A 20,725-nucleotide genomic window follows, 5' to 3' on the forward strand; every position below is an offset into this window, starting at 1 on the left:
ACCCGGGCTCCGGCGGGCAACGCCCCGGCCGGTACGACGGTGTGCCGCCCTCAGGCCCCGCGCCGCGCCGCGTGCCCCCGGGCGCCGTGCCCGACCGGGGACGCCGTCACCGTCCCCGCCGCCCCGGTCTCCTCCTCGGACAGCGCCGCCTCCACGGGCGTCGGCCAGGGCGGCTCCACGAAGAGGTTCTGCCACTGGGGCTTGTGCAGCGGGTCGTGGCCGAGGGACTGCGTCATCGCGTGCGGCTCCTTGCGGGGTACGGGGGAGGGGCGACGCCCGCCGGGAGCGGCCCCCCACCCCGTTTGCCCCGCGGGCGTGCTCTCACGCCGACAAGTGCAGCCCCTCCGCCGCCACCGGCTCCGCGAACGGCTCGCCGCGCGTCCAGCGTTCGATCTCGTCGAGCGCGTGGTCGGCCATGCGGTGCACCTCGTTGCCGAGGGAACCGGCGACGTGCGGGGTGAGCAGGACGTTCGGGAGGGAGTAGAAGGGCGAGCCGGGCAGCGGCGGCTCCGGGTCCGTCACGTCGAGGACGGCGGAGAGGCGGCCGGAGGCCAGCTCGGCCAGCAGCGCGCTCTCGTCGATCAGCGAGCCCCGCGACGTGTTGACGAGCGTCGCCCCGTCCGGCATCGCGGCCAGCTCGGCCGCTCCGATCAGGTGCCGGGTGCTGGGGAGTTCGGGGGCGTGGACCGAGACGACCGAAGCGCGCGCGCACAGTTCGGCGAGGCCGACGGAGCGCGCGCCGAGCGCCGCCGCGTCCGCCTCGGACACGTACGGGTCGTGCAGCAGCACCTCGAAGTCGAAGGGCCGCAGGAGTTCGAGGACCCGGCGCCCCACCCGGGAGGCCCCCACGAGCCCCACGACGCGCCGGTAGTTCCCGGCCGCGCGCAGCTCGCGGTGCCAGTCGCGTCGCCCGCCCGGCTCGCGGGCCCCGCGCGCCGAGTCGAGCACCTTCTTGCCGGAGAAGAGGATCGCGGCGAGCGTGTACTCGGCGACCGGGAGGGCGTTGGCGCCCGCCGCCGAGCTGACCTGGATGCCGCGCTCCCAGCACGCGTCGGTGACGAAGCCCTTCACGGTGCCCGCCGCGTGCACGACGGCGCGCAGCCGAGGCGCCCGCGCGAGCACGTCGGCGGTCAGCCGCGGCACCCCCCAGCAGGTGAGCAGCACCTCCGCCTCGGCGAGCGCGGCGGCGAGGGCCGGTCCGGGGTCGGTGAAGTCGCTCGCGAGCAGGCCGGGATCGGTCCGTACGAGGCGGCCCAGTCTTTCGTGGTGGGCCGGCGTCAGCAGTTCCTCCGCGACCTGGGGGGCCATGGCGAGCAGGGCCCGGGGACGTCGGTCGGTGGCCTCGTGCATGGTGATGCGAGTACTCCTCACAAGGTGGGGGTGGATGCGGTACGGGGGGCGCGCCCGCCCGTACCGCCGTACGGGAGCGGCTACTTGACCCCGCCCGCCGTCAGCCCCGCCTTCCAGTGCCGCTGGAGCGTCACGAAGGCGATGATGAGCGGCAGGACGGCGAGCAGCGAGCCGGTGACGACCATCGGGTAGAACTCCGGGTTCGCGTTGGCGCTGCTGTGCCAGTTGTAGAGGCCGAGGCTGAGCGGGTAGAGCTTCTTGTCCGAGAGCATGACCAGTGGCAGGAAGAAGTTGTTCCAGACGGCCGTGAACTGGAAGAGGAACACCGTCACGAAGCCCGGCATGATCATGCGGAGGCCGATCGACCAGAAGACGCGCATCTCGCTCGCCCCGTCGATGCGGGCCGCCTCCAGCGCCTCGTTCGGGATGTACCCGGCGCTGAAGATCCGCGAGAGGTACACGCCGAAGGGGTTCACCAGGACGGGGATGAGGACGGCCCAGTAGGTGTTGACCGTGTGCGTCTTGACGGCGAGGAGGTAGAGCGGCAGCGAGAGCGCGGTCGAGGGCAGCAGCACCCCGAGCAGCACCATCGCGAAGAGCTTCTCCTTGCCCTTGAAGACGTACTTGTCGAAGGCGTACCCGGCGGCGACGCTCACGAGCGAGCAGCCGAGCGCTCCGACGCCCGCGTAGATCAGCGAGTTGAGGTACCAGCGGAAGTAGAGGCCGCCTTCGTAGTCGGCGAGCGCGGAGAGGTTGTCGCCGAGGTCGAAGCCCTCGAAGGAGAAGACGTTGCCGCCGAGGATGTTCCCGGCGTCCTTCGTCGCCGCCGTCACGAGCCAGACGAGCGGGAAGAGCGCGTAGACGGCGGCGACGAGCAGGACGACGTTGACGGCGACGCGCGAGGTCCAGCGGCCCGACCGCCTGCCCTTGCGGGTCGCGACGGGCGCCCGGCGCGGGGTCTTGGCCGTGGCCGGTTCGCCCGGTGTGCCTTCGCCGGGTGCGGCGAGGAGTGGCGTGGTCATGCCTGGGCCCCCTTCCGGTTCGAGAGGCGGGTGACGACGAAGGAGAGGACGGCGGCGACCAGCGCGATGAGCACGGAGGCCGCGGCGGCCCGCCCGTAGTCGTTGATCTGGAACGCCTCGGAGTAGGCGTACATGTTCGGCGTGTACGTACTCGTGACGGCGGAGCCGGAGCTGGACAGGAGCAGCGGCTCGGTGAAGAGCTGGAGCGAGCCGATGATCGTGAAGAGCAGCACCAGGAAGACCGAGGAGCGGATGAGCGGCAGCTTGATCGAGAAGGCGACGCGCCAGTTGCCCGCGCCGTCCACGGCGGCGGCCTCCAGCATCGAGCGGTCGATGGCCTGGAGCGCCGCGTAGAAGATGACGAGGTTGTAGCCGAGCCACTCCCACACGGCGATGTTCACGATCGACGGCAACGCCCCGTCCGGGCCGAAGAAGTCGAAGCCGAAGCCGCCCGACTCCATCGCCTTCACGACCGGGGACAGGCCGGGCGTGTAGAGGTAGATCCAGATGAGGCCCGCGATGAGGCCGGGGATCGCGTGCGGCAGGAACAGCGCGAGCTGGAAGAAGCGGCGGGCCCGCGCGAGCGCCGTGTCGAGGAGCAGCGCGAGGGCGAGCGCGCCGCCCATCATGATCGGGATGTAGAGGACGACGTACTTGGCGAGCACCCAGAAGCCGTCGCGGAAGGCTTCGTCCTTGAGGATGTCGAGGTAGTTGCCGAGCCCGTCGAAGACGCTGTGCGGCCCGTCGAAGCCGAGCCCGGAGAGCTTGTCGGTGAACAGGCTCAGCCAGATCGCGTACCCGACGGGGAGCAGCATCGCGAGGGCGAACAGGACGAAGAAGGGGGTCAGGAGCGTCGCGGCGGCGAGCCCGGTGCGGCTGGAGGCGGAGCCCCCGCGGCGGGGCGGGGGCGCGGGCGCGGTGACTTCCGGGTCCGGGGCGGGCTGTGTTCTCGTACCGCTCATGAGCCGTCCTCGACCTTCAGCCCGCTCTTGCGCAGGGCGTCCACGGTGGCGCGCTGGGTGGTGGCGACCGCCCCGGTGAGGGACTTCTCGCCGGAGACGACCGCTTGGAGCTGGTCGTGCAGGGTGTTGTTGGCGGCGGCGGTCGGACCCCACAGCCAGTCCGGGTTGATCGTGGCCGCGGACTTCTCGTAGAGCCCGTAGAGGTCGGCGCCGCCGTAGAAGCTCGTGTCGATCGCCTTGCGCGCGACGGGCACGAGGGCGCGCGCGGCGGGGAAGGCGGTCGACGTGCTCGCGGTGACGCGCGCCTTGATGGAGTCGGGCGAGGTGGACATCCAGAGGATGAACTCCATCGCCGCCTTCGTCTTCCTGCTGTCCTTGGAGATCGCGAAGGTCGAGCCCTGGCTCATCCCGGAGCTGGGGCGGGCGGCGTCCCAGCTCGGCATGGGCATCGCGGCCCACTTGCCCTTCTGCTCGGGCACGATCCCGGCGAGCGTCCCGGCGCTCCAGGAGGCGCCGAGGTAGCCGAGCGTCGTGCCGGCCTTGAGCGAGGAGGTCCACTCGGGGCTGTAGGAGGGGGCGGTGGAGACGAGACCGTCCTTGATCATGCCCTGCCAGTACGCGGCGACCTTCTTCGTCGCCGGGTCACCGGTGTCCACCTTCCAGGAGCCGCCCTCGGTGGAGAACCACTGGGCGCCCGCCTGCCACGCCATCGTCTGGAAGAAGGAGGGGTCGTCGGCGAAGAAGGTCGCGAGCCGGGCCTCGGGCGCGGCCTTCCTGACCTGCCGCGCCGCCGTGCGGAAGTCGGCCCACGTCTTCGGCGGCTCGATCCCGTACTTCTCGAAGAGGTCCTTGCGGTAGTAGAAGACCTGCGGCGCCGCGTCCGAGGGGACGGCCCAGTTCTTGTCGCCCATCGTCGTCAGCTCGATGGTCTGCGGCAGGAACTGCTTCTTCACGTCCGGCGTCATGTAGGCGCTGATGTCCTTCAGCGAGCCCTGGCTCACGAACTGCGCGAGCGAGGGGTACTCGATGGAGAGGACGTCGGGCGCGATACCGGCCTTGAGGGCGTTGGTGATCTTCGGGTAGCCCCCGAGACCGCCGGAGGGTATCTCCTCGAACTTCACCTTGATCGTGTCGTGCGTGCGGTTGAACTCGTCCGCCACCTGCTGGGAACCCTTGGTCCAGGCCCAGAAACTGACGGTGACGGGATGGGCCCTCGTGCCTTCGGCGGGTGCCTCCGCGCTCGGACCTCCGCAGGCCGCGACGGCGGCGAGCGAGGCGAACGCGGCGACGGCACCCACGAGGGCACGCAGGGACCGGAACCCATGGCGGCTCACGGCGCTGCTCCTCTTCGCTGGGGGACAGGCGGTCGCGGTGATGCTTCGGCGCCCGGTGAGCGAAGTCAAGATCGAATGGTTGATTGATCGAAAAATGATCGAAGGGGAGGCGGGAAAGCGGGAGGAAAAGGGCGCACGAAGCGAAATTTCAGCCCCTATGGGGGCCCCGGCCGAAGGCTGGGGGAGGTTGAGGAGCGGGGTCCGGGGCGGAGCCCGCGAGGGCACCTCGCAGAGCCTCGACCGACTCGCGGACAGGGGCCCCTACCCCACCGCTCCGCAGGACCCCCGCACCCGCAGCGCGGGCAGCAACTCCACGTGCCGGCGCGGCTCCCCCTCGCCCCCGCCGCCCTCCGCGAGGCGTTCCGTCAGGAGTTCCACCGCCGCCCGGCCCACCGCCCGCTTCGGCGGGGCCACCGCCGTGAGCGGGATCTCGGCGAGCGCGGCCACCTCGTCGTCGTACGTCACGAGCGCCAGGTCGCCGGGGACCCGTACGCCCCGCTCCGCCAGGTCCCGTACGAGCCGGGTCGCGTCCTCGTCGTTGTGCGCGAGCACCGCCGTCGTCCGGCCCTCGCGCACGAGCGCGGCGAGGGCGTCCACCGAGGCCGCCGGGCTCCCCGCGCCGGGCTTCTCGGGGGCCGAGTCGAGGACGGGGAGCCCCGCCTCCAGCCCCAGGATCTCCACCGCCCGCCGGTACCCCGCCCGCACCGCCTGCGCCGTCGGGCTGTCCGTGCGCGCGACGAGCACGGGGGAGCGGTGGCCGAGACGGGCCAGGTGCCGCAGGCCCACGAGCACGCCGTGCGCGTGGTCGGAGCCGACCCGGTCGAGCGCGTCGAGCGGCCCCGCCGGGTCCCCGCGCCGCTCCACGAGCACGGCCGGCACCGGCAGCCGCGCGATCCACTCCGTGTACAGCGACTGGTGCTCGGGCCGCGTCCAGCTCGGGATCACGAGCAGCCCCCGCGCCCCCGCCGCGAGCAGCCCCGCCGCGTGCGCCGCGTCGTCCTCGGGCCGGTAGTCCGAGACCCGCAGGACCAGGCGCGCCCCGAGCCGCGCCGCCGCCTCGTGCGCGCCGCGGATGATGTCGGCGAAGTAGTAGCCGGCGGCGGGGGCGAGCATCCCGAGCACCGGGCTGCCCGCCCCGGGACCGGTCCCCGCCGGGCCGTTGCGCTCCGGCCACGACACCGCCCCGTGCACGCGGTCGAGCAGCCCCCGCGAGGCGAGCGCCTCCGCGTCCCTGCGCGCCGTCACCGGCGAGACCCCGAGCAGCCCCGCGAGATCCGCGACCCGCACACTGCCCCGCTCCCGCACCAGGTTCAGCAGCCGGTCATGCCGCTCCCCGACCCCTTCGCGCACGCCCAGCCCCTCCTTCGCCCGCCGTCCCCCGCGGAGAGCGAGAAACGATCATTCGATCACTCTACAGACGTATCAGGGGCGGACTTCTTCCCGGGTGCGGGCTCCGCCCGGGAGTTGGACTTCTTCTTGGCGGCGGCCTTGGGGTTGGGTGCGGGCTTCGGGTCGGCCGCGGGCTTCGCCTTGGGTGCGGGCTTCGCCCTGGGTGCGGCCTCGGGCTCGGGTGCGGCCTTCGGCTCGGCCGTGGTCTTCGGCCGGGGCGCGGTCTCCGGCCCGGACGCGGCCTTCTTCGTACGGACCGGCGCCGTCCCCTCCGTCCCCACCGGCTCCGCGCCTCCCGTCCCGTCCTCGAACTCCGCGCCACCTTCGGGGAGTTCGCCCACCGCCGCGTCCTCGCCGTGCGCGGGCCCGTACTTCCGGCCCGCGCGCGAGGAGATCCCGCCGAGCAGCCCGCGCGGCGCGAGCCTCGCCGCGCCCATGAGCGCCTTGTAGCGCGGGTCGGGGATCGAGACGGTGCGCCCGCGCGCGAGGTCGGCGAGCGCCGCCGTGACGAGCTTGTCCGCGTCGAGCCACATCCACTTCGGGATGTTCCCCGTCCCCATCCCGGCCCGCTCGTGGAACTCCGTCCGCACGAAACCGGGGCACAGCGCCATCAGCCGCACCCCGCTGCCCGCGAGGTCCCGCGCCACGCCCTGGGTGAACTGGACGACCCACGCCTTCGAGGCCCCGTACGTCCCGCGCGGCAGGAAGGCGGCGACGGACGCGACGTTGACGATCCCGCCGCGCCCCCGTTCCCGCATCGGCCGCGACGCCGCGACGGTCAGTCGCAGCACCGCCTCGCAGTGCACCTTGAGCATCGTCAGCTCGTCGGCGAGCGGTACGTCGAGGAAGCGGCCCTTGTGCCCGAAGCCCGCGTTGTTCACGAGCAGGTCCACCGGCTGCCGCACGTCGGCGAGGCGCCGTTCGACGGCCGCGATGCCCGCGTCCGTGGCGAGGTCGGCGCGCAGCACGGTCGCCTCGACACCGTGCCTGTCGTGCAGTTCGGTCGCCTGGCGGCGCAGCCGCTCCTTGTCGCGCGCCACCAGGACGAGGCTGTACCCGTCGGCGGCGAGCCTGCGCGCGAAGGCCGCGCCGATACCCGCGGTGGAACCGGTGATGAGAGCCGTAGTCATGCGCCAAGGCTAGTGATCCGCGAGGCCCCTCCGAACCCCCGAACCAGCGGCTGAGACCCGTTCAGGAACCCTGCCCGGAATCGACGTACGCGCGAGCCGCGGCCAGCGCCTCCGGGTGCAGCGCCCGCGCGGCCGGGAGCAGCCGCGGCAGCAGCGCGCGCTCGGTCGTGTTCGCGCGGAACGCCAGCGACGCCGTCACCCCGTGCTCGGGCACGTACTCCCGTACGACGGGGTCCCCGGCCCGTACCGGCCCCGCTTCGAGTACCCGCAGGTACGCGCCCGTCTCGGCGCGCCGCGTGAAGCGCTTCACCCAGCGGTCCTCGCCGACGTGCCCGGCGAAGGTGCGGCACGGGACGCGCCCGTCCGTCACCTCCAGGAGCAGCCGCCCGCCGATCCGCCAGCGCTCCCCGATGAGCGCGTGGCTCACGTCGAGCCCCGAGGTCGTCAGGTTCTCGCCGAAGGCCCCGTTCGCGAGCGGGCGCCCCAGCTCGCGCTCCCAGGCGTCGAGGTCCTCGCGCGCGAAGGCGTACACGGCCTGGTCGTCCCCGCCGTGGTGCCGCAGGTCCGCGACGACGTCCCCCTCGACGCCGCTCCCGCCGATGCCCTTGGGCCCGGGGGCGCTGACGTGCAGCGGCCCCGCGACGGGCCGCTTGTCGATCCCCGTCCCGCCGGAGGGCGAGTCGGAGTGGGGGACGGGGGTGAGCCGCCCGACGTTGAGGGAGAGCACGTACGGGCTCGTGGCCGCGTCGTTCAAGGGGTCCATGCCGCGCAGGGTAGGCCGGGCCGCCCGCGCACCGCCGCCCGTTTTCCGCACGGCGGACGCGCCACGTGACTCAAAGCACGAGCCGTGAATTCCGGCTCGCCCCCAAGCCTGCCTTATCGCGGCTTATCCTCGGAGGCATGATCGAGGCCCGCCACCTGCGCGTCCTGCGCGCCGTCGCGACGACAGGTTCCTTCTCCGCCGCCGCGCGCACGCTCGGCTGCACGCAACCGGCCGTCAGCCAGCAGATGAAGGCGCTGGAGGGCGCGGCGGGGACGCCGCTGCTCGTGCGCGCGGGCCGCGAGATGCGGCTCACGGAGGCGGGCGAGGCGCTGTCCCGGCACGCCTCGGGCATCCTCGCGGGGCTCACGGCGGCGGAGGAGGAGGTCGCGGCGATCGCGGGGCTGCGCGCGGGGCGGGTACGCCTCGTCTCCTTCCCGAGCGGCAGTTCCTCGCTCGTGCCGAGCGCCCTCGCCGCGCTGCGCCGCGACCACCCGGGCACGCGCGTCTCGCTGGAGGAGGCCGAGCCACCCCGCTCGGTCGAACTGCTGCGCGAGGGCGATTGCGACATCGCGCTCGCTTTCCGCTACGGGACGGGGACGGACGACGGCGCGGAGGAGTGGGAGGGCCTCGTCGTACGGCCCCTGCTCCGCGACCGGCTCGTCGGTCTCGTCCCCGAGGGGCACCGCCTCGACGGCCGCGGCGGCCCGGTCGGCATCGCCGAGTTCGCGCGCGAGTCCTGGATCGCGGGCTGCCCGCGCTGCCGTACGCAGTTGGTCGAGGTGTGCGCGGCGGCGGGCTTCACGCCGCGCATCGACTTCGCGACGGACGACTACCCGGCGGTCCACGCCCTCGTCGCGGCGGGCCTCGGCGTCGCGGTCCTGCCCGCCCTGGCCCTCGAATCCGTCCGCCCCGAAGGCGTCCGCACCCTCACCCTGACCCCGTCGGTCCGCCGCGAAATCGTCGCCCTGACCCTCCCGGACCTGGCGCAGGTCCCCACGGTCTCAGCAACCCTGGACCGCCTGGAACGAGCAGCCCGCCGCTGAAAGACGGGACGGGCCGCGCACGACAACGCGGCCCGCGCCGCAACCCGGCCCGGCACGACAATCCAGCCCGCACCCAAAATCCAGCCCCTCCGGCGTTTGAGGAGCGGGGCCCGGGGCGGAGCCCCGAAACCGGGGGCGGAGCCTCAGGAACCGGGCCGGGGGCGGAGCCCCCGCGCCGCCCCCGCGACCCCCACCCCGGCACCGCAGAAACGATTCCCCCCTCCCTACCGCTCCCCCGCCTCCGCCTCCGCCGAGGATCCAGTCCGTACGAGCCGGTGCCTCGCCCTCCCCATCAGCTCCTCCCGCTCGTCCTCGGTGAGCCCGCCCCACACCCCGTAGGGCTCCCGCACGGCGAGCGCGTGCGCCGCGCACTCCGCCCGCACCGGGCACCGCATGCAGACCTCCTTCGCCGAGGCCTCCCGCGCGCTGCGCGCCGCGCCCCGCTCGCCCTCCGGGTGGAAGAAGAGGGAACTGTCCACGCCACGGCAGGCGGCGAGCAGTTGCCAGTCCCACAGGTCTGCGTTGGGGCCGGGAAGGCGGGAGAAATCTGCCATTGCTTGTCCCCTTGCTTGCCGTTTCTGAGCGATCTGGGCGATGAGGTGCTGATGACCGTATATCTACCCTATGAGAAGAGCTGAAAATATGACTCATGGGGAATTTAGCGGCAAACGCTGACAAGGGGGATCAAAAGGCGCTAAATGGGGCATGGCTCTTTCTGGGCGTGTGATCACCCGGAGCGCAAGGCACCCTCACGTAGAGTGCCGAGGGCGACAGTCCGGCCGTAACTCTTTCGGGTGACCGTCGTTGAGAGGGCTGTGGCGGTTGACGCGATAAGCGCTCGGGCAGATGTCCGAGGGTGTCCACCGCTCAGGTGACGATTCCGTACCAGCCTGGAGGCTCAAGGTGACGCGCAACAGCTGCGAGAGCTGCGAGGGGCAGTCATGACTTCCGTCCTCGTCTGTGACGACTCCCCGCTCGCCCGAGAGGCGCTCCGCCGTGCGGTCGCGACCGTGCCCGGCGTCGAGCGGGTGACCACGGCGGCCAACGGCGAGGAAGTCCTCCGCCGCTGGGGCGCCGACCGTTCCGACCTGATCCTCATGGACGTGCGCATGCCGGGGCTCGGGGGGGTGGAGACGGTGCGGAGGCTGCTCTCCGCCGATCCGGGTGCCCGGATCATCATGCTCACGGTCGCCGAGGACCTCGACGGCGTCGCGCTCGCGGTCGCCGCCGGGGCGCGCGGGTACCTGCACAAGGACGCCTCGCGCGCCGAACTGCGGGCGACCGTCACGCAGGCGCTCGCCGATCCCACGTGGCGGCTCGCGCCACGCCGGCTGCGCTCGGCCGAGATGGGCGCGGCGCCGACGCTCACGGCGCGTGAGATCCAGGTCCTCGAAGGCATGAGCCACGGCCGCTCCAACGCGGAGATCGGGCGCGAGCTCTTCCTCTCCGAGGACACGGTCAAGACGCACGCCCGGCGGCTCTTCAAGAAGCTCGGAGCCTCCGACCGCGCGCACGCCGTGGCCCTGGGCTTCCGCTGGGGGCTGGTGCGCTGAGGCCCCCGGGCCCCAGTCGCGCGAGTTCCCCGAGCGGCACCGGCCGCGCGGGAGGCCGCCCGCCTCCCGTACGCGGCAGGGGCCACCGCCGTGCACCCCGCGAGAGCACGCGGCTCCGGCACGTACTCGGGTCTCCCGTTCCGATTCCTCCCCGGCCCCGGCCGGGGAGCCGCCGTCCGGACCGGACCCCGAGTACCGCCCCCGCGCCCTCGCCCCCCGCCGCCCCGCCCCAGGGGCGGCGGCCCCCCTCACCACCGCACGCCCGCGGCACGCCCGCGCGCGAGCCGAAGCGCTCCCGCACGTACGGCACCGCGCGGACCCGGACACCAGCACACCGTTCCCCGACGGGCCGACGTCCGCAAGCGGCCCACACCGGGTCACGGGGCGACGCGGGCCGTACGCGTGCGCCCGCCCGGCGCCCGTACCGCGGCCTCCCGCGTGTGGTGCGAGGGCGGCGACAAGTGCTCCCGCGACGGACCCGTCCGCGCGCGTCGAAGCGCCCTTGGCTCTCGGCGCGCTGCCGGCTGTCGGCACGCCCCGCCGCCCGAGGACGCGCCGGACGGACGCCGCGCCCTTCGCGACGTCCCCGGCAAAGCGCCCACCGGAGCCGAACTCCCGCGCACGGACGGGGTTTCCCCCCGACGCCCGGCCCGCTCGTACCCCGGCGGGCGGGACGCGGCGGGGCTCGCTCCGCCCCGTACCGGCACCGTCCGGGGGCGCCCGCGCCGTACCGGCGGCTCCGTACCGCCGCCGCGCGGAGCCGTCCGCGTACTCCGTACGTGCTGTCATCGTCGTAGCGGGACGGGCTGCTGTTCGCGTTTGGGTGGGGACGGGGCGGCTGGGGAGCGGTCCCGCCGGGTACGAGGTTCCCGTGCGGGTGCTCGCGCGGGCGGGCTGTGTCGGTTGCCCGCGCGATGCCGCATCCTTGAGGGTGTGGATTTCCACGGGGACGAGTCGGCCGATCCGGAGGGGAGGGCGCAGGGCATGAGTTCCGGCGCACCCACTCCCGAGGGCGGGGAGGGCGCGGAGACCGCGCGGCGGACCGCAGGGCACCATGGTCGGATGCGTGACGAGGAGACGACCGAGATCGGGGCTCTCGTCCACCGTGCCGTCGACGGCGAGCAGCAGGCCGTGCACGACCTGCTCGCCCGGGTGCACCCGCTCGCGATCCGCTACTGCCGCACCAGGCTGTCCCGGCTGCCCGGTGACGCGCGCCACTTCGTCGAGGACCTCGCGCAGGAGGTCTGCGTCGCCGTGCTGCTCGCGCTGCCCCGTTACAAGGACACCGGGCGCCCCTTCGAGGCGTTCGTCTTCGCGATCGCGGGCCACAAGGTCGCCGACCTCCAGCGCGCCGCGATGCGCCACGGCTCCACGGCGGTGCCCTCGGACGAGATGCCGGAGCGCCCCGACGACTCCCTCGGCCCGGAGGAGCGCGCGCTCCTGAGCAGCGACGCGGCCTGGGCGAAGAAGCTCCTCGCCTCCCTCCCCGAGAACCAGCGCGAACTCCTCCTCCTGCGCATCGCGGTCGGTCTCACCGCCGAGGAGACGGGACAGATGCTCGGCATGTCCCCGGGAGCGGTCCGCGTGGCCCAGCACCGGGCCCTGAGCAGACTGAGAGCTCTGGCCGAACAGCCGTGAGGCGGCGCTCCCGCCGGACCCGCGCTTCGCGTGAGAGGCGCCACAGGAACAGCCCCTCCGGCGCAGGGGGAGCGGCGGCACGGGGGCGGGGACCCCGCAACGGGACGTCGGCGTCACCCTGAACCCGGCTGAACCCGGAATGAACGCCCACCATCTCCCGTTACCATGTACACCCGTAGCGAGCAAGACCATTGGAGATCGTGTCATGGCCAACATCGACGGAGTACCCGAGAAATTCGCGACCCTCGGGCTGACCTACGACGATGTCCTGCTGCTGCCCGGCGTCTCCGACATGGCCCCGGACGAGATCGACACCTCCTCGCGTCTCTCGAAGAACGTGCGGCTGAACATCCCGCTCGTCTCCGCCGCCATGGACAAGGTCACCGAAACCCGCATGGCGATCGCGATGGCCCGCCAGGGCGGCGTCGGCGTCCTGCACCGCAACCTCTCGATCGAGGACCAGGCCAACCAGGTCGACCTCGTCAAGCGCTCCGAGTCCGGCATGGTCACGGACCCGATCACGGTCAACCCGGACGCGACCCTCCAAGAGGCCGACGCGATCTGCGCGAAGTTCCGCATCAGCGGCGTCCCGGTCGTGGACGGCGCGGGCAAGCTCCTCGGCATCGTCACCAACCGCGACATGGCCTTCGAGACCGACCGCTCCCGCAAGGTGCGCGAGGTCATGACGCCGATGCCGCTCGTCACCGGCAAGGTCGGCATCTCCGGCGTCGACGCGATGGGCCTGCTGCGCCGCCACAAGATCGAGAAGCTGCCGCTCGTCGACGACGCGGGCGTCCTCAAGGGCCTCATCACGGTCAAGGACTTCGTGAAGGCCGAGAAGTACCCGAACGCCGCGAAGGACTCCGAGGGGCGCCTGCTCGTCGGTGCCGCCGTGGGTGTCGCGGGCGACTCCTTCGAGCGCGCGCAGGCCCTCGTGGCCGCCGGGGTCGACTTCATCATCGTCGACACCGCGCACGGCCACTCCCGCCTCGTGGGCGACATGGTCGCCAAGATCAAGTCGAACGCTCCCGGCGTCGACGTCATCGGCGGCAACATCGCCACGCGCGAGGGCGCCCAGGCGCTCGTCGACGCGGGCGCGGACGGCGTCAAGGTCGGCGTCGGCCCCGGCTCCATCTGTACGACGCGCGTCGTCGCGGGCGTCGGTGTCCCGCAGGTCACCGCGATCTACGAGGCCGCGCTCGCCGCGAAGGCGGCCGGTGTCCCGGTCATCGGTGACGGTGGCCTCCAGTACTCCGGCGACATCGCGAAGGCCCTCGTCGCGGGCGCCGACACGGTCATGCTCGGTTCGCTCCTCGCGGGCTGCGAGGAGTCCCCGGGCGAGCTGCGGTTCATCAACGGCAAGCAGTTCAAGTCGTACCGGGGCATGGGCTCGCTCGGCGCCATGCAGACGCGCGGCGGCCACAAGTCGTACTCGAAGGACCGCTACTTCCAGGAGGAGGTCAGCTCCGACGACAAGCTGATCCCCGAGGGCATCGAGGGCCAGGTCCCCTATCGGGGCCCGCTCTCCGCCGTCGTCCACCAGCTCGTCGGCGGCCTGCGCCAGTCGATGTTCTACGTGGGCGGCACGACGATCCCCGAGACGCAGGAGCGGGGCCGCTTCGTCCGCATCACCTCCGCCGGTCTCAAGGAGTCGCACCCCCACGACATCCAGATGACCGCCGAGGCCCCGAACTACAGCGGCCACTGAGCGGAACGCCGCTCCTCCGGGGGCGGCACCGGCGCGCACCACGACGGCGCGGGGCCCCGTAGGCGTACGGGCTCCGCGCCGTCGCCGCGCGTCCTGCCGGGCCCCCGGCGGGACACGTGCCGGACCCCCGGCAGGACCGGCGGGGGGCGGCGCGGGGGATACTGGACCAGCAAGTACGACGGAGCGGGAAAGGCCAGCCAGGTGACTGAGATCGAGATCGGACGCGGCAAGCGCGGTCGGAGGGCGTACGCCTTCGACGACATCGCCGTCGTCCCGAGCCGCCGCACCCGCGACCCGAAGGAGGTCTCGATCGCGTGGCAGATCGACGCCTACCGCTTCGAACTGCCCTTCCTCGCGGCCCCCATGGACTCGATCGTCTCCCCGGCGACCGCGATCCGCATCGGTGAGCTGGGCGGCCTCGGCGTCCTCAACCTCGAAGGGCTCTGGACCCGGTACGAGGACCCGCAGCCCCTCCTCGACGAGATCGCCGAGCTGGACGCGGCCACCGCCAACAAGCGGCTCCAGGAGATCTACGCGGCGCCGATCAAGGAAGAGCTGATCGGGCAGCGCATCAAGGAGGTGCGCGACTCCGGCGTCGTCACCGCCGCCGCGCTCTCCCCGCAGCGCACCGCCCAGTTCTCCAAGGCGGTCGTCGACGCGGGCGTCGACATCTTCGTGATCCGCGGCACGACGGTCTCCGCCGAGCACGTCTCCTCGGCCGCCGAACCGCTCAACCTCAAGCAGTTCATCTACGAGCTGGACGTCCCCGTCATCGTCGGCGGCTGCGCGACCTACACGGCCGCCCTCCACCTCATGCGCACGGGCGCGGCCGGTGTCCTCGTCGGCTTCGGCGGCGGCGCCGCGCACACGACGCGCAACGTCCTCGGCATCCAGGTTCCGATGGCCACGGCCGTCGCCGACGTCGCCGCCGCGCGCCGCGACTACATGGACGAGTCCGGCGGCCGGTACGTGCACGTCATCGCCGACGGCGGCGTCGGCTGGTCCGGCGACCTCCCGAAGGCCATCGCCTGCGGCGCCGACTCCGTCATGATCGGCTCCCCCCTCGCCCGCGCCACCGACGCGCCGGGCCGGGGCCACCACTGGGGCATGGAGGCCGTCCACGAGGACGTGCCGCGCGGCAAGAAGGTCGACCTCGGCACGGTCGGCACGACCGAGGAGATCCTCCTCGGCCCCTCGCACACCCCGGACGGCTCGATGAACATCTTCGGCGCCCTGCGCCGCGCGATGGCCACGACGGGCTACAGCGAGCTGAAGGAGTTCCAGCGCGTCGAGGTCACGGTCGCCCCCTCGCGCCACGACGTGCGCTGACCCCCTGCCCGCAGGGCCGAGCTGCCCCGGTGCCCCCTCCGCCCCGCGCGCGAGGGGGCACCGGCGTGTCCGGGGCCCGTCGGCCGCGCGCGTCAGGCGCCGCGCGGAGACGGCGCGGGACGCCCGCGCCCCCTACAACCGGTACGCCACCCCCGCCGGCGTGGCTCCCCGCGTGTCCAGCAGCAGCTGCGCCTTCACCGCCAGCCCCTGCAAGTCGTATGTCCTGTGGTGTTGCAGCAGCAGGGTCAGGTCCGCCGCCGCCGTGGCCTCGTAGAGGGTGTCGGCGCGGGGGACCGGGTGGCCGAGGACGCGCCAGTGGGGGACGTGGGGGTCGTGGTAGCTGATGGTGGCGCCCATGCCGGTGAGGCGGGTGGCGATCTCCTCGGCCGGGGAGCCCTCCTGGTCGGCGACGTCGGGTTTGTAGGTGATGCCGAGGAGCAGGACGCGGGCGCCGCGTACCGATTTGCCGTGCTCGTTGAGGAGCGTCGCGGCGCGCTGGATGACGTAGGCGGGCATCCGCTGGTTGACCTCGCGGGCGAGGCCGACGAGGCGCAGGGGGTGGCCCGGGGTGCGGTGCGGGTGGGGGAGGTGCTCGGGGTCGGGGGGCAGGCCGTGGCCGCCGACGCCGGGGCCGGGGCGGAACGCCTGGAAGCCGTACGGCTTCGTCTCGGCGCAGCGGATGACGTCCCACAGGTCGACGCCCAGGTCGTGGCAGAGGACCGCCATCTCGTTGACGAGGGCGATGTTGACGTGGCGGTAGCTCGTCTCCAGGAGGTGGACGGTCTCCGCCTCGCGGGGCCCTCTGGCCCGTACCACCTTGTCGGTGAGCCGCCCGTAGAAGGCCGCCGCCGATTCCGTGCAGGCCGGGGTCAGCCCGCCGATCACCTTGGGGGTCGCGTGGTAGGGGTACGCGCGGTTGCCCGGGTCCAGACGGGCCGGGGAGTACGCGAGGTGGAAGTCGCGGCCCGCGCGCAGGCCCGAGCCCTGTTCCAGGATGGGGCGGAGCAGGTCCTCGGTCGCGCCCGGGTGGACGGGGGACTCCAGGATGACGGTCGTGTGCGGGCGCAGGCGCGCCGCGAGGGTGCGGGCGGCGGTGACGACGCCGCTCAGGTCGGGGGAGCGGTCGGCCGCCGGGTTCGTCGGGGCGCAGATGACGGCGGTGCGGACCCGGCCGAGTTCGGCGGGGTCGGCGCTCGCGCGGAAGCCGCCCGCGAGCATCCGCCGCAGTTCGGAGGCGCTCAGCGCTGCCTCGCTGCCCCGCGGCGGTCTGCCGAGCGCGAGTTCGCGCACGCGCGCCTGCTCGTCGTGGCCGACGGTGGCGATGCCCGCGGCGACGGCCGCGCGGGCGAGCGGGAGGCCGAGAGGGCCGAGGCCGACCACGGCGAGGTCTGCGGGCATGGGAGGGGTCCTTCCTGACGAGCGCACTGTCAGACTACGAGTAAATATGACCGTTATGTGGTATTGGCACGGTATTTCTCGGGCGTGTACGGGCCACTCCCGCGTGCGTCGTCCGGGTACACGCATTCCGACACCCGCGCACCACACGGACCACCTTCAGGAGGCGGCAGCAGTGAGGACAGCGACACTCGGCCCGGAGCAGCGCGCGCAGGCGCTCGCGGACATGGCGGAACGCGAACTCGACGTGCTCGTGGTCGGGGGCGGTGTGGTGGGCGCCGGTACGGCGCTCGACGCCGTGACCCGGGGGCTCGCGACCGGCATCGTCGAGGCCCGCGACTGGGCCTCGGGCACGTCGAGCCGGTCCAGCAAGCTCATCCACGGCGGCCTGCGCTACCTGGAGATGCTCGACTTCGCGCTCGTGCGCGAGGCGCTCAAGGAGCGCGGGCTGCTCCTCGAACGCCTCGCCCCGCACCTCGTCAAGCCCGTCCCCTTCCTCTACCCCCTCCAGCACCGCGTCTGGGAACGCGCCTACGCGGGAAGCGGCGTCGCGCTCTACGACGCGATGTCCCTCGCCCGCGGGCACGGCCGCGGTCTGCCCGGCCACCGCCACCTCGGCCGCCGCCACGCCCTGCGCGTCGCCCCCTGCCTGCGCAAGGACGCCCTCACCGGCGCGCTCCAGTACTACGACGCCCAGGTCGACGACGCCCGCTACGTCATGACCCTCGTGCGCACCGCCGTCGACTACGGCGCCAGGGCCGCCAACCGCGCCCGCGTCACCGGCTTCCTCCGCGAGGGCGAACGCGTCGTCGGCGCGACGGTCGAGGACGTCGAGGCGGGCGGTACGTACGAGATCCGTGCCAAGCAGGTCGTCAACGCGAGCGGCGTGTGGACCGACGACACCCAGGGCCTCGTCGGCGAGCGCGGGCAGTTCCACGTGCGCGCGTCGAAGGGCATCCACCTCGTCGTCCCGCGCGATCGCATCAACTCCAGTACGGGCCTCATCCTCCGTACCGAGAAGAGCGTCCTCTTCGTCATTCCGTGGGGGCGGCACTGGATCGTCGGCACGACCGACACCGAGTGGGACCTCGACAAGGCGCATCCCGCCGCGTCCAGCGCCGACATCGACTACCTCCTCGACCACGTCAACTCCGTCCTCGCCGTCCCCCTCACGCGCGACGACGTCCAGGGCGTGTACGCGGGCCTCCGCCCGCTGCTCGCGGGGGAGTCCGACGCGACGAGCAAGCTCTCGCGCGAGCACACCGTCGCCCACCCGGTGCCGGGGCTCGTCGTCGTCGCGGGCGGCAAGTACACGACGTACCGCGTCATGGCGAAGGACGCCGTGGACGAGGCGGTGCACGGCCTCGACCAGCGCGTCGCCGAGTGCGTCACCGAGGAGACCCCGCTGCTCGGCGCGGAGGGCTACCCGGCGCGCTGGAACGCGCGCGCCCGCACCGCCGCGCGCTCCGGCCTGCACGTCGTGCGGATCGAGCACCTCCTCAACCGGTACGGGTCCCTCGCGGACGAGGTCCTCGACCTCGTCGCGGCCGACCCGGGCCTCGGGCAGCCGCTCACCGGGGCCGACGACTACCTGCGCGCCGAGGTCGTCTACGCCGCCTCCCACGAGGGCGCCCGCCACCTCGACGACGTCCTCACGCGCCGGACCCGCATCTCCATCGAGACCTTCGACCGCGGCACCCGCAGCGCCCGCGAGGCCGCCGGGCTGATGGCGCCCGTGCTCGGCTGGGACGCGGCGCAGGTGGACCGCGAGGTCGAGCACTACGAGAAGCGTGTCGAGGCCGAGCGCGAGTCCCAGCGCCAGCCCGACGACCTCACCGCCGACGCCGCCCGGCTCGGCGCCCCGGACATCGCCCCGCTCGCCTGACCGCCCGTCGCCCCCCCGCCCGGTCGCGAACCGTCCGGGCTCCTTGGCCGAGGACCGCCCCCGCCCGCCACCCCAGGGCGCCGGGCGGTTCCGGCGTGGGTGACAATGGATGCTCTGTCAGGGCGGGTTGCAGAGGGGACGCATGTCGGAATCGGAGCAGGCGCGCGCATCCCAGGGACGTCTCCTCGCGGGGCGGTACCGCCTCGCGGAGGTCCTCGGGCGCGGCGGCATGGGGACGGTGTGGCGGGCCACCGACGAAACCCTCGGGCGGACCGTCGCGGTCAAGGAACTGCGTTTTCCGAACAGCATCGACGAGGACGAGAAGCGCCGGCTGATCACCCGTACGCTGCGTGAGGCCAAGGCCATCGCCCGCATCCGCAACAACGGCGCGGTCACCGTCTTCGACGTCGTGGACGAGGACGACCGGCCGTGGATCGTCATGGAACTCATCGAGGGCAAGTCCCTCGCCGAGGTCGTGCGCGAGGACGGGCTCCTCGACCCGCGGCGCGCGGCCGAGGTCGGTCTCGCGGTGCTCGACGTGCTGCGCGACGCGCACCGCGAGGGCATCCTGCACCGCGACGTGAAGCCGTCCAACGTGCTCATCGCGGGCGAGGACGGCCGCGTCGTCCTCACGGACTTCGGTATCGCGCAGGTCGAGGGCGACCCCTCCGTGACCTCGACCGGGATGCTCGTCGGCGCCCCCTCGTACATCTCGCCCGAGCGCGCCCGCGGCCACAAGCCGGGCCCCGCGGCCGACCTGTGGTCGCTCGGCGGGCTCCTGTACGCCGCCGTCGAGGGCGTCCCGCCGTACGACAAGGGCTCCGCGATCGCGACCCTCACCGCCGTCATGACCGAGCAGGTCGAGCCGCCCGCGCACGCCGGCCCCCTCACGCCCGTCATCCTCGGACTGCTCGTCAAGGACCCCGCCCAGCGCCTCGACGACGCCCGCGCCCGCGCGATGCTCCAGGAGGTCATCGCCGCTCCCGAGGCGAAGCCGCTCGACGCGACCCGCGTCGTCCCGCTCCCGCCCGCCCCCGCCGAGGACACGTCGCAGACCACCGGCTGGTCGACGCCGCGCACCGGCGGCTTCGCCCGCTCCTCCCGTACGGGGAGCCCGGCGGCCGGGGCCGCTCGCACCGGCGGCGGTACGACGGGCACGCCCGCGGCCGGAAGCCCCTCGGCCCCCGTGCCCGCCCGCTCCCGGGCCTCGCTCACCGACGTCGTCCCGCGCCGCACCCTCGCCGTCATCGCCGCTGTCGTCGTCCTGGCCGTGGTCGCGACCGTCGTGTTCCTCGTCGCCCACAACGGCGGCGACGAGGACAAGCAGGGCGCGAAGGCCGCCACCAGCCCCTCGACCTCCGCGGCGGGCTCCTCCAGCACCCACCGCGACGGTGGCAAGGACGAGAGCCCGCAGACCTCGCCCTCCGCCGGACAGCCCGCGACCTCGCAGAAGAGCGACGACAGCGAGGACGAGGGCGAGAAGGAGGACGGGAGGGACGACAAGGGCAATGGCAAGGAAGAGGACAAGGACAAGGACAAGGGCGAGGACTCGGGCGGCGCTCCGCTCGACACCACGACCCACCGGGACCCCAGCGGCTTCTCCATAGGACTGCCCGACGGGTGGAAGCGCGTCTCCTCCGGTGCCGCCGGGGTGCGATTCGCCGGACCCGCCGGGCAGCGACTCCTCATCGGCACGACCACGACGCCGAAGAGCGACGCCGTGGCCGACTGGGAGCGCCAGGAGCGGAGCATGGTCCGCTCGAACTACCACCGCATCGCGATCAAGCGCGTCGACTACCGGGGCTGGGAGACCGCCGACTGGGAGTTCACGTACACCGACGGCGGCACGCGGATGCACAGCGTCGACCGGGGCACGGTCGTCAACTCCCATCGCGGCTACGGGATCATGTTCACGACGAAGGACGCCGACTGGGACGGCAAGCACGCCCGCGACACCTGGCAGACCTTCACGGAGACTTTCAAGCCCGCCTCCTGAGAGCGGGCGCGGTGGAGGCGACGCTCTGGTGATGCGCCGGTGGGGAACCTTCGCGTCCCCCTGCGCGTTGTGGGCCCCAGGGGGGCGAACCCGCATGTAAGGGACACCCCTAGGTGATACCCCCCATCCCCTCACCCCCCGCTCCCGCCCCCGTGCGCCCCCTCACGACCCCCCGCCCCGCATTCCGAGGGTTGAGCGGCCCCCGGGCCGGGCACGAACGAGACCAGG

The 20,725-nt window shown here is 73.2% G+C and carries 16 protein-coding genes and 1 pseudogene; 7 read left to right on the plus strand and 10 right to left on the minus strand.

What is annotated here, in order from left to right:
• Positions 1-50: 50 nt before the first annotated feature.
• From STTU_RS19780 to STTU_RS19815, 8 genes and pseudogenes are all read right to left on the minus strand, one after another.
• Complete coding sequence (locus STTU_RS19780; RefSeq protein ID WP_007826085.1) at positions 51-236, minus strand: hypothetical protein; 186 nt, start codon at positions 234-236, stop codon at positions 51-53.
• 85 nt (positions 237-321) lie between these two features.
• Positions 322-1,350 (minus strand): hydroxyacid dehydrogenase, encoded by a 1,029-nt coding sequence (locus STTU_RS19785; protein WP_007826086.1) that lies wholly within the window; start codon positions 1,348-1,350, stop codon positions 322-324.
• An 80-nt stretch (positions 1,351-1,430) separates the two neighbouring features.
• A complete protein-coding gene (locus tag STTU_RS19790; RefSeq protein ID WP_043255761.1) occupies positions 1,431-2,372 on the minus strand; it encodes a carbohydrate ABC transporter permease in 942 nt (313 codons plus the stop codon).
• Positions 2,369-3,334, minus strand: coding sequence for a carbohydrate ABC transporter permease (locus STTU_RS19795; RefSeq protein WP_007826091.1), 966 nt, complete (start codon positions 3,332-3,334; stop codon positions 2,369-2,371). Before STTU_RS19795 ends, STTU_RS19790 begins: the two co-directional genes overlap by 4 nt.
• Positions 3,331-4,668, minus strand: a complete 1,338-nt coding sequence (locus STTU_RS19800) for an ABC transporter substrate-binding protein (RefSeq protein ID WP_043255762.1) — start codon at positions 4,666-4,668, stop codon at positions 3,331-3,333. Before STTU_RS19800 ends, STTU_RS19795 begins: the two co-directional genes overlap by 4 nt.
• Positions 4,669-4,929: 261 nt before the next feature.
• On the minus strand, positions 4,930-6,018 hold the full coding sequence (locus STTU_RS19805; RefSeq protein ID WP_007826093.1) for a LacI family DNA-binding transcriptional regulator: 1,089 nt from the start codon (positions 6,016-6,018) through the stop codon (positions 4,930-4,932).
• Between the two features lie 401 nt (positions 6,019-6,419).
• A pseudogene (locus STTU_RS19810) lies at positions 6,420-7,187 on the minus strand (SDR family NAD(P)-dependent oxidoreductase); the annotation flags it as partial.
• A 61-nt stretch (positions 7,188-7,248) separates the two neighbouring features.
• On the minus strand, positions 7,249-7,950 hold the full coding sequence (locus STTU_RS19815; RefSeq protein ID WP_007826097.1) for an MOSC domain-containing protein: 702 nt from the start codon (positions 7,948-7,950) through the stop codon (positions 7,249-7,251).
• 137 nt (positions 7,951-8,087) lie between these two features.
• On the opposite strand from STTU_RS19815, the gene STTU_RS19820 reads away from it, so the two are divergent.
• Positions 8,088-8,993, plus strand: a complete 906-nt coding sequence (locus STTU_RS19820; protein ID WP_007826098.1) for a LysR family transcriptional regulator — start codon at positions 8,088-8,090, stop codon at positions 8,991-8,993.
• A gap of 224 nt (positions 8,994-9,217) precedes the next feature.
• On the opposite strand, the gene STTU_RS19825 is transcribed toward STTU_RS19820, so the two are convergent.
• Complete coding sequence (locus STTU_RS19825) at positions 9,218-9,547, minus strand: WhiB family transcriptional regulator (protein WP_009066167.1); 330 nt, start codon at positions 9,545-9,547, stop codon at positions 9,218-9,220.
• Between the two features lie 387 nt (positions 9,548-9,934).
• Here STTU_RS19825 and STTU_RS19830 point away from each other — a divergent pair, with 387 nt between their 5' ends.
• The 4 genes from STTU_RS19830 (at position 9,935) to STTU_RS19845 (ending at position 15,221) form a co-directional block, all read left to right on the plus strand.
• Positions 9,935-10,546, plus strand: coding sequence for a response regulator transcription factor (locus STTU_RS19830; RefSeq protein WP_003948568.1), 612 nt, complete (start codon positions 9,935-9,937; stop codon positions 10,544-10,546).
• A gap of 1,062 nt (positions 10,547-11,608) precedes the next feature.
• Positions 11,609-12,184, plus strand: a complete 576-nt coding sequence (locus STTU_RS19835) for a sigma-70 family RNA polymerase sigma factor (RefSeq protein WP_008747530.1) — start codon at positions 11,609-11,611, stop codon at positions 12,182-12,184.
• A 205-nt stretch (positions 12,185-12,389) separates the two neighbouring features.
• On the plus strand, positions 12,390-13,892 hold the full coding sequence (guaB, locus tag STTU_RS19840) for an IMP dehydrogenase (protein ID WP_007826103.1): 1,503 nt from the start codon (positions 12,390-12,392) through the stop codon (positions 13,890-13,892).
• A 201-nt stretch (positions 13,893-14,093) separates the two neighbouring features.
• Entirely contained in the window at positions 14,094-15,221 is a 1,128-nt protein-coding gene (locus tag STTU_RS19845; RefSeq protein WP_007826105.1) for a GuaB3 family IMP dehydrogenase-related protein, read from the plus strand.
• Positions 15,222-15,353: 132 nt separating this feature from the next.
• Here STTU_RS19845 and STTU_RS19850 read toward each other — a convergent pair whose 3' ends face one another.
• Positions 15,354-16,619, minus strand: a complete 1,266-nt coding sequence (locus STTU_RS19850) for a nucleotide sugar dehydrogenase (protein WP_007826106.1) — start codon at positions 16,617-16,619, stop codon at positions 15,354-15,356.
• A gap of 172 nt (positions 16,620-16,791) precedes the next feature.
• Between STTU_RS19850 and STTU_RS19855 the strand changes: the two genes are divergently transcribed.
• Positions 16,792-18,501 carry a glycerol-3-phosphate dehydrogenase/oxidase gene (locus STTU_RS19855; RefSeq protein WP_043255765.1) on the plus strand — a complete coding sequence of 570 codons (1,710 nt, stop codon included), beginning with the start codon at positions 16,792-16,794 and terminating at the stop codon, positions 18,499-18,501.
• A 142-nt stretch (positions 18,502-18,643) separates the two neighbouring features.
• Positions 18,644-20,497 carry a serine/threonine-protein kinase gene (locus STTU_RS19860; protein WP_007826110.1) on the plus strand — a complete coding sequence of 618 codons (1,854 nt, stop codon included), beginning with the start codon at positions 18,644-18,646 and terminating at the stop codon, positions 20,495-20,497.
• Positions 20,498-20,725 lie beyond the last annotated feature (228 nt).

This window comes from Streptomyces sp. Tu6071 (assembly GCF_000213055.1).
Classification (GTDB): Bacteria; Actinomycetota; Actinomycetes; order Streptomycetales; family Streptomycetaceae; genus Streptomyces; species Streptomyces evansiae.

Excerpts from the sequence above, each read along its gene's own strand:
- STTU_RS19780 (WP_007826085.1), bottom strand. The coding sequence starts at position 236 with ATGACGCAGTCCCTCGGCCACGACCCGCTGCACAAGCCCCAGTGGCAG.
- STTU_RS19785 (WP_007826086.1), bottom strand. The coding sequence starts at position 1,350 with ATGCACGAGGCCACCGACCGACGTCCCCGGGCCCTGCTCGCCATGGCC.
- STTU_RS19790 (WP_043255761.1), bottom strand. The coding sequence starts at position 2,372 with ATGACCACGCCACTCCTCGCCGCACCCGGCGAAGGCACACCGGGCGAA.
- STTU_RS19795 (WP_007826091.1), bottom strand. The coding sequence starts at position 3,334 with ATGAGCGGTACGAGAACACAGCCCGCCCCGGACCCGGAAGTCACCGCG.
- STTU_RS19815 (WP_007826097.1), bottom strand. The coding sequence starts at position 7,950 with ATGGACCCCTTGAACGACGCGGCCACGAGCCCGTACGTGCTCTCCCTC.
- STTU_RS19820 (WP_007826098.1), top strand. The coding sequence starts at position 8,088 with ATGATCGAGGCCCGCCACCTGCGCGTCCTGCGCGCCGTCGCGACGACA.
- STTU_RS19825 (WP_009066167.1), bottom strand. The coding sequence starts at position 9,547 with ATGGCAGATTTCTCCCGCCTTCCCGGCCCCAACGCAGACCTGTGGGAC.
- STTU_RS19830 (WP_003948568.1), top strand. The coding sequence starts at position 9,935 with ATGACTTCCGTCCTCGTCTGTGACGACTCCCCGCTCGCCCGAGAGGCG.
- STTU_RS19835 (WP_008747530.1), top strand. The coding sequence starts at position 11,609 with ATGCGTGACGAGGAGACGACCGAGATCGGGGCTCTCGTCCACCGTGCC.
- guaB (WP_007826103.1), top strand. The coding sequence starts at position 12,390 with ATGGCCAACATCGACGGAGTACCCGAGAAATTCGCGACCCTCGGGCTG.
- STTU_RS19850 (WP_007826106.1), bottom strand. The coding sequence starts at position 16,619 with ATGCCCGCAGACCTCGCCGTGGTCGGCCTCGGCCCTCTCGGCCTCCCG.
- STTU_RS19860 (WP_007826110.1), top strand. The coding sequence starts at position 18,644 with ATGTCGGAATCGGAGCAGGCGCGCGCATCCCAGGGACGTCTCCTCGCG.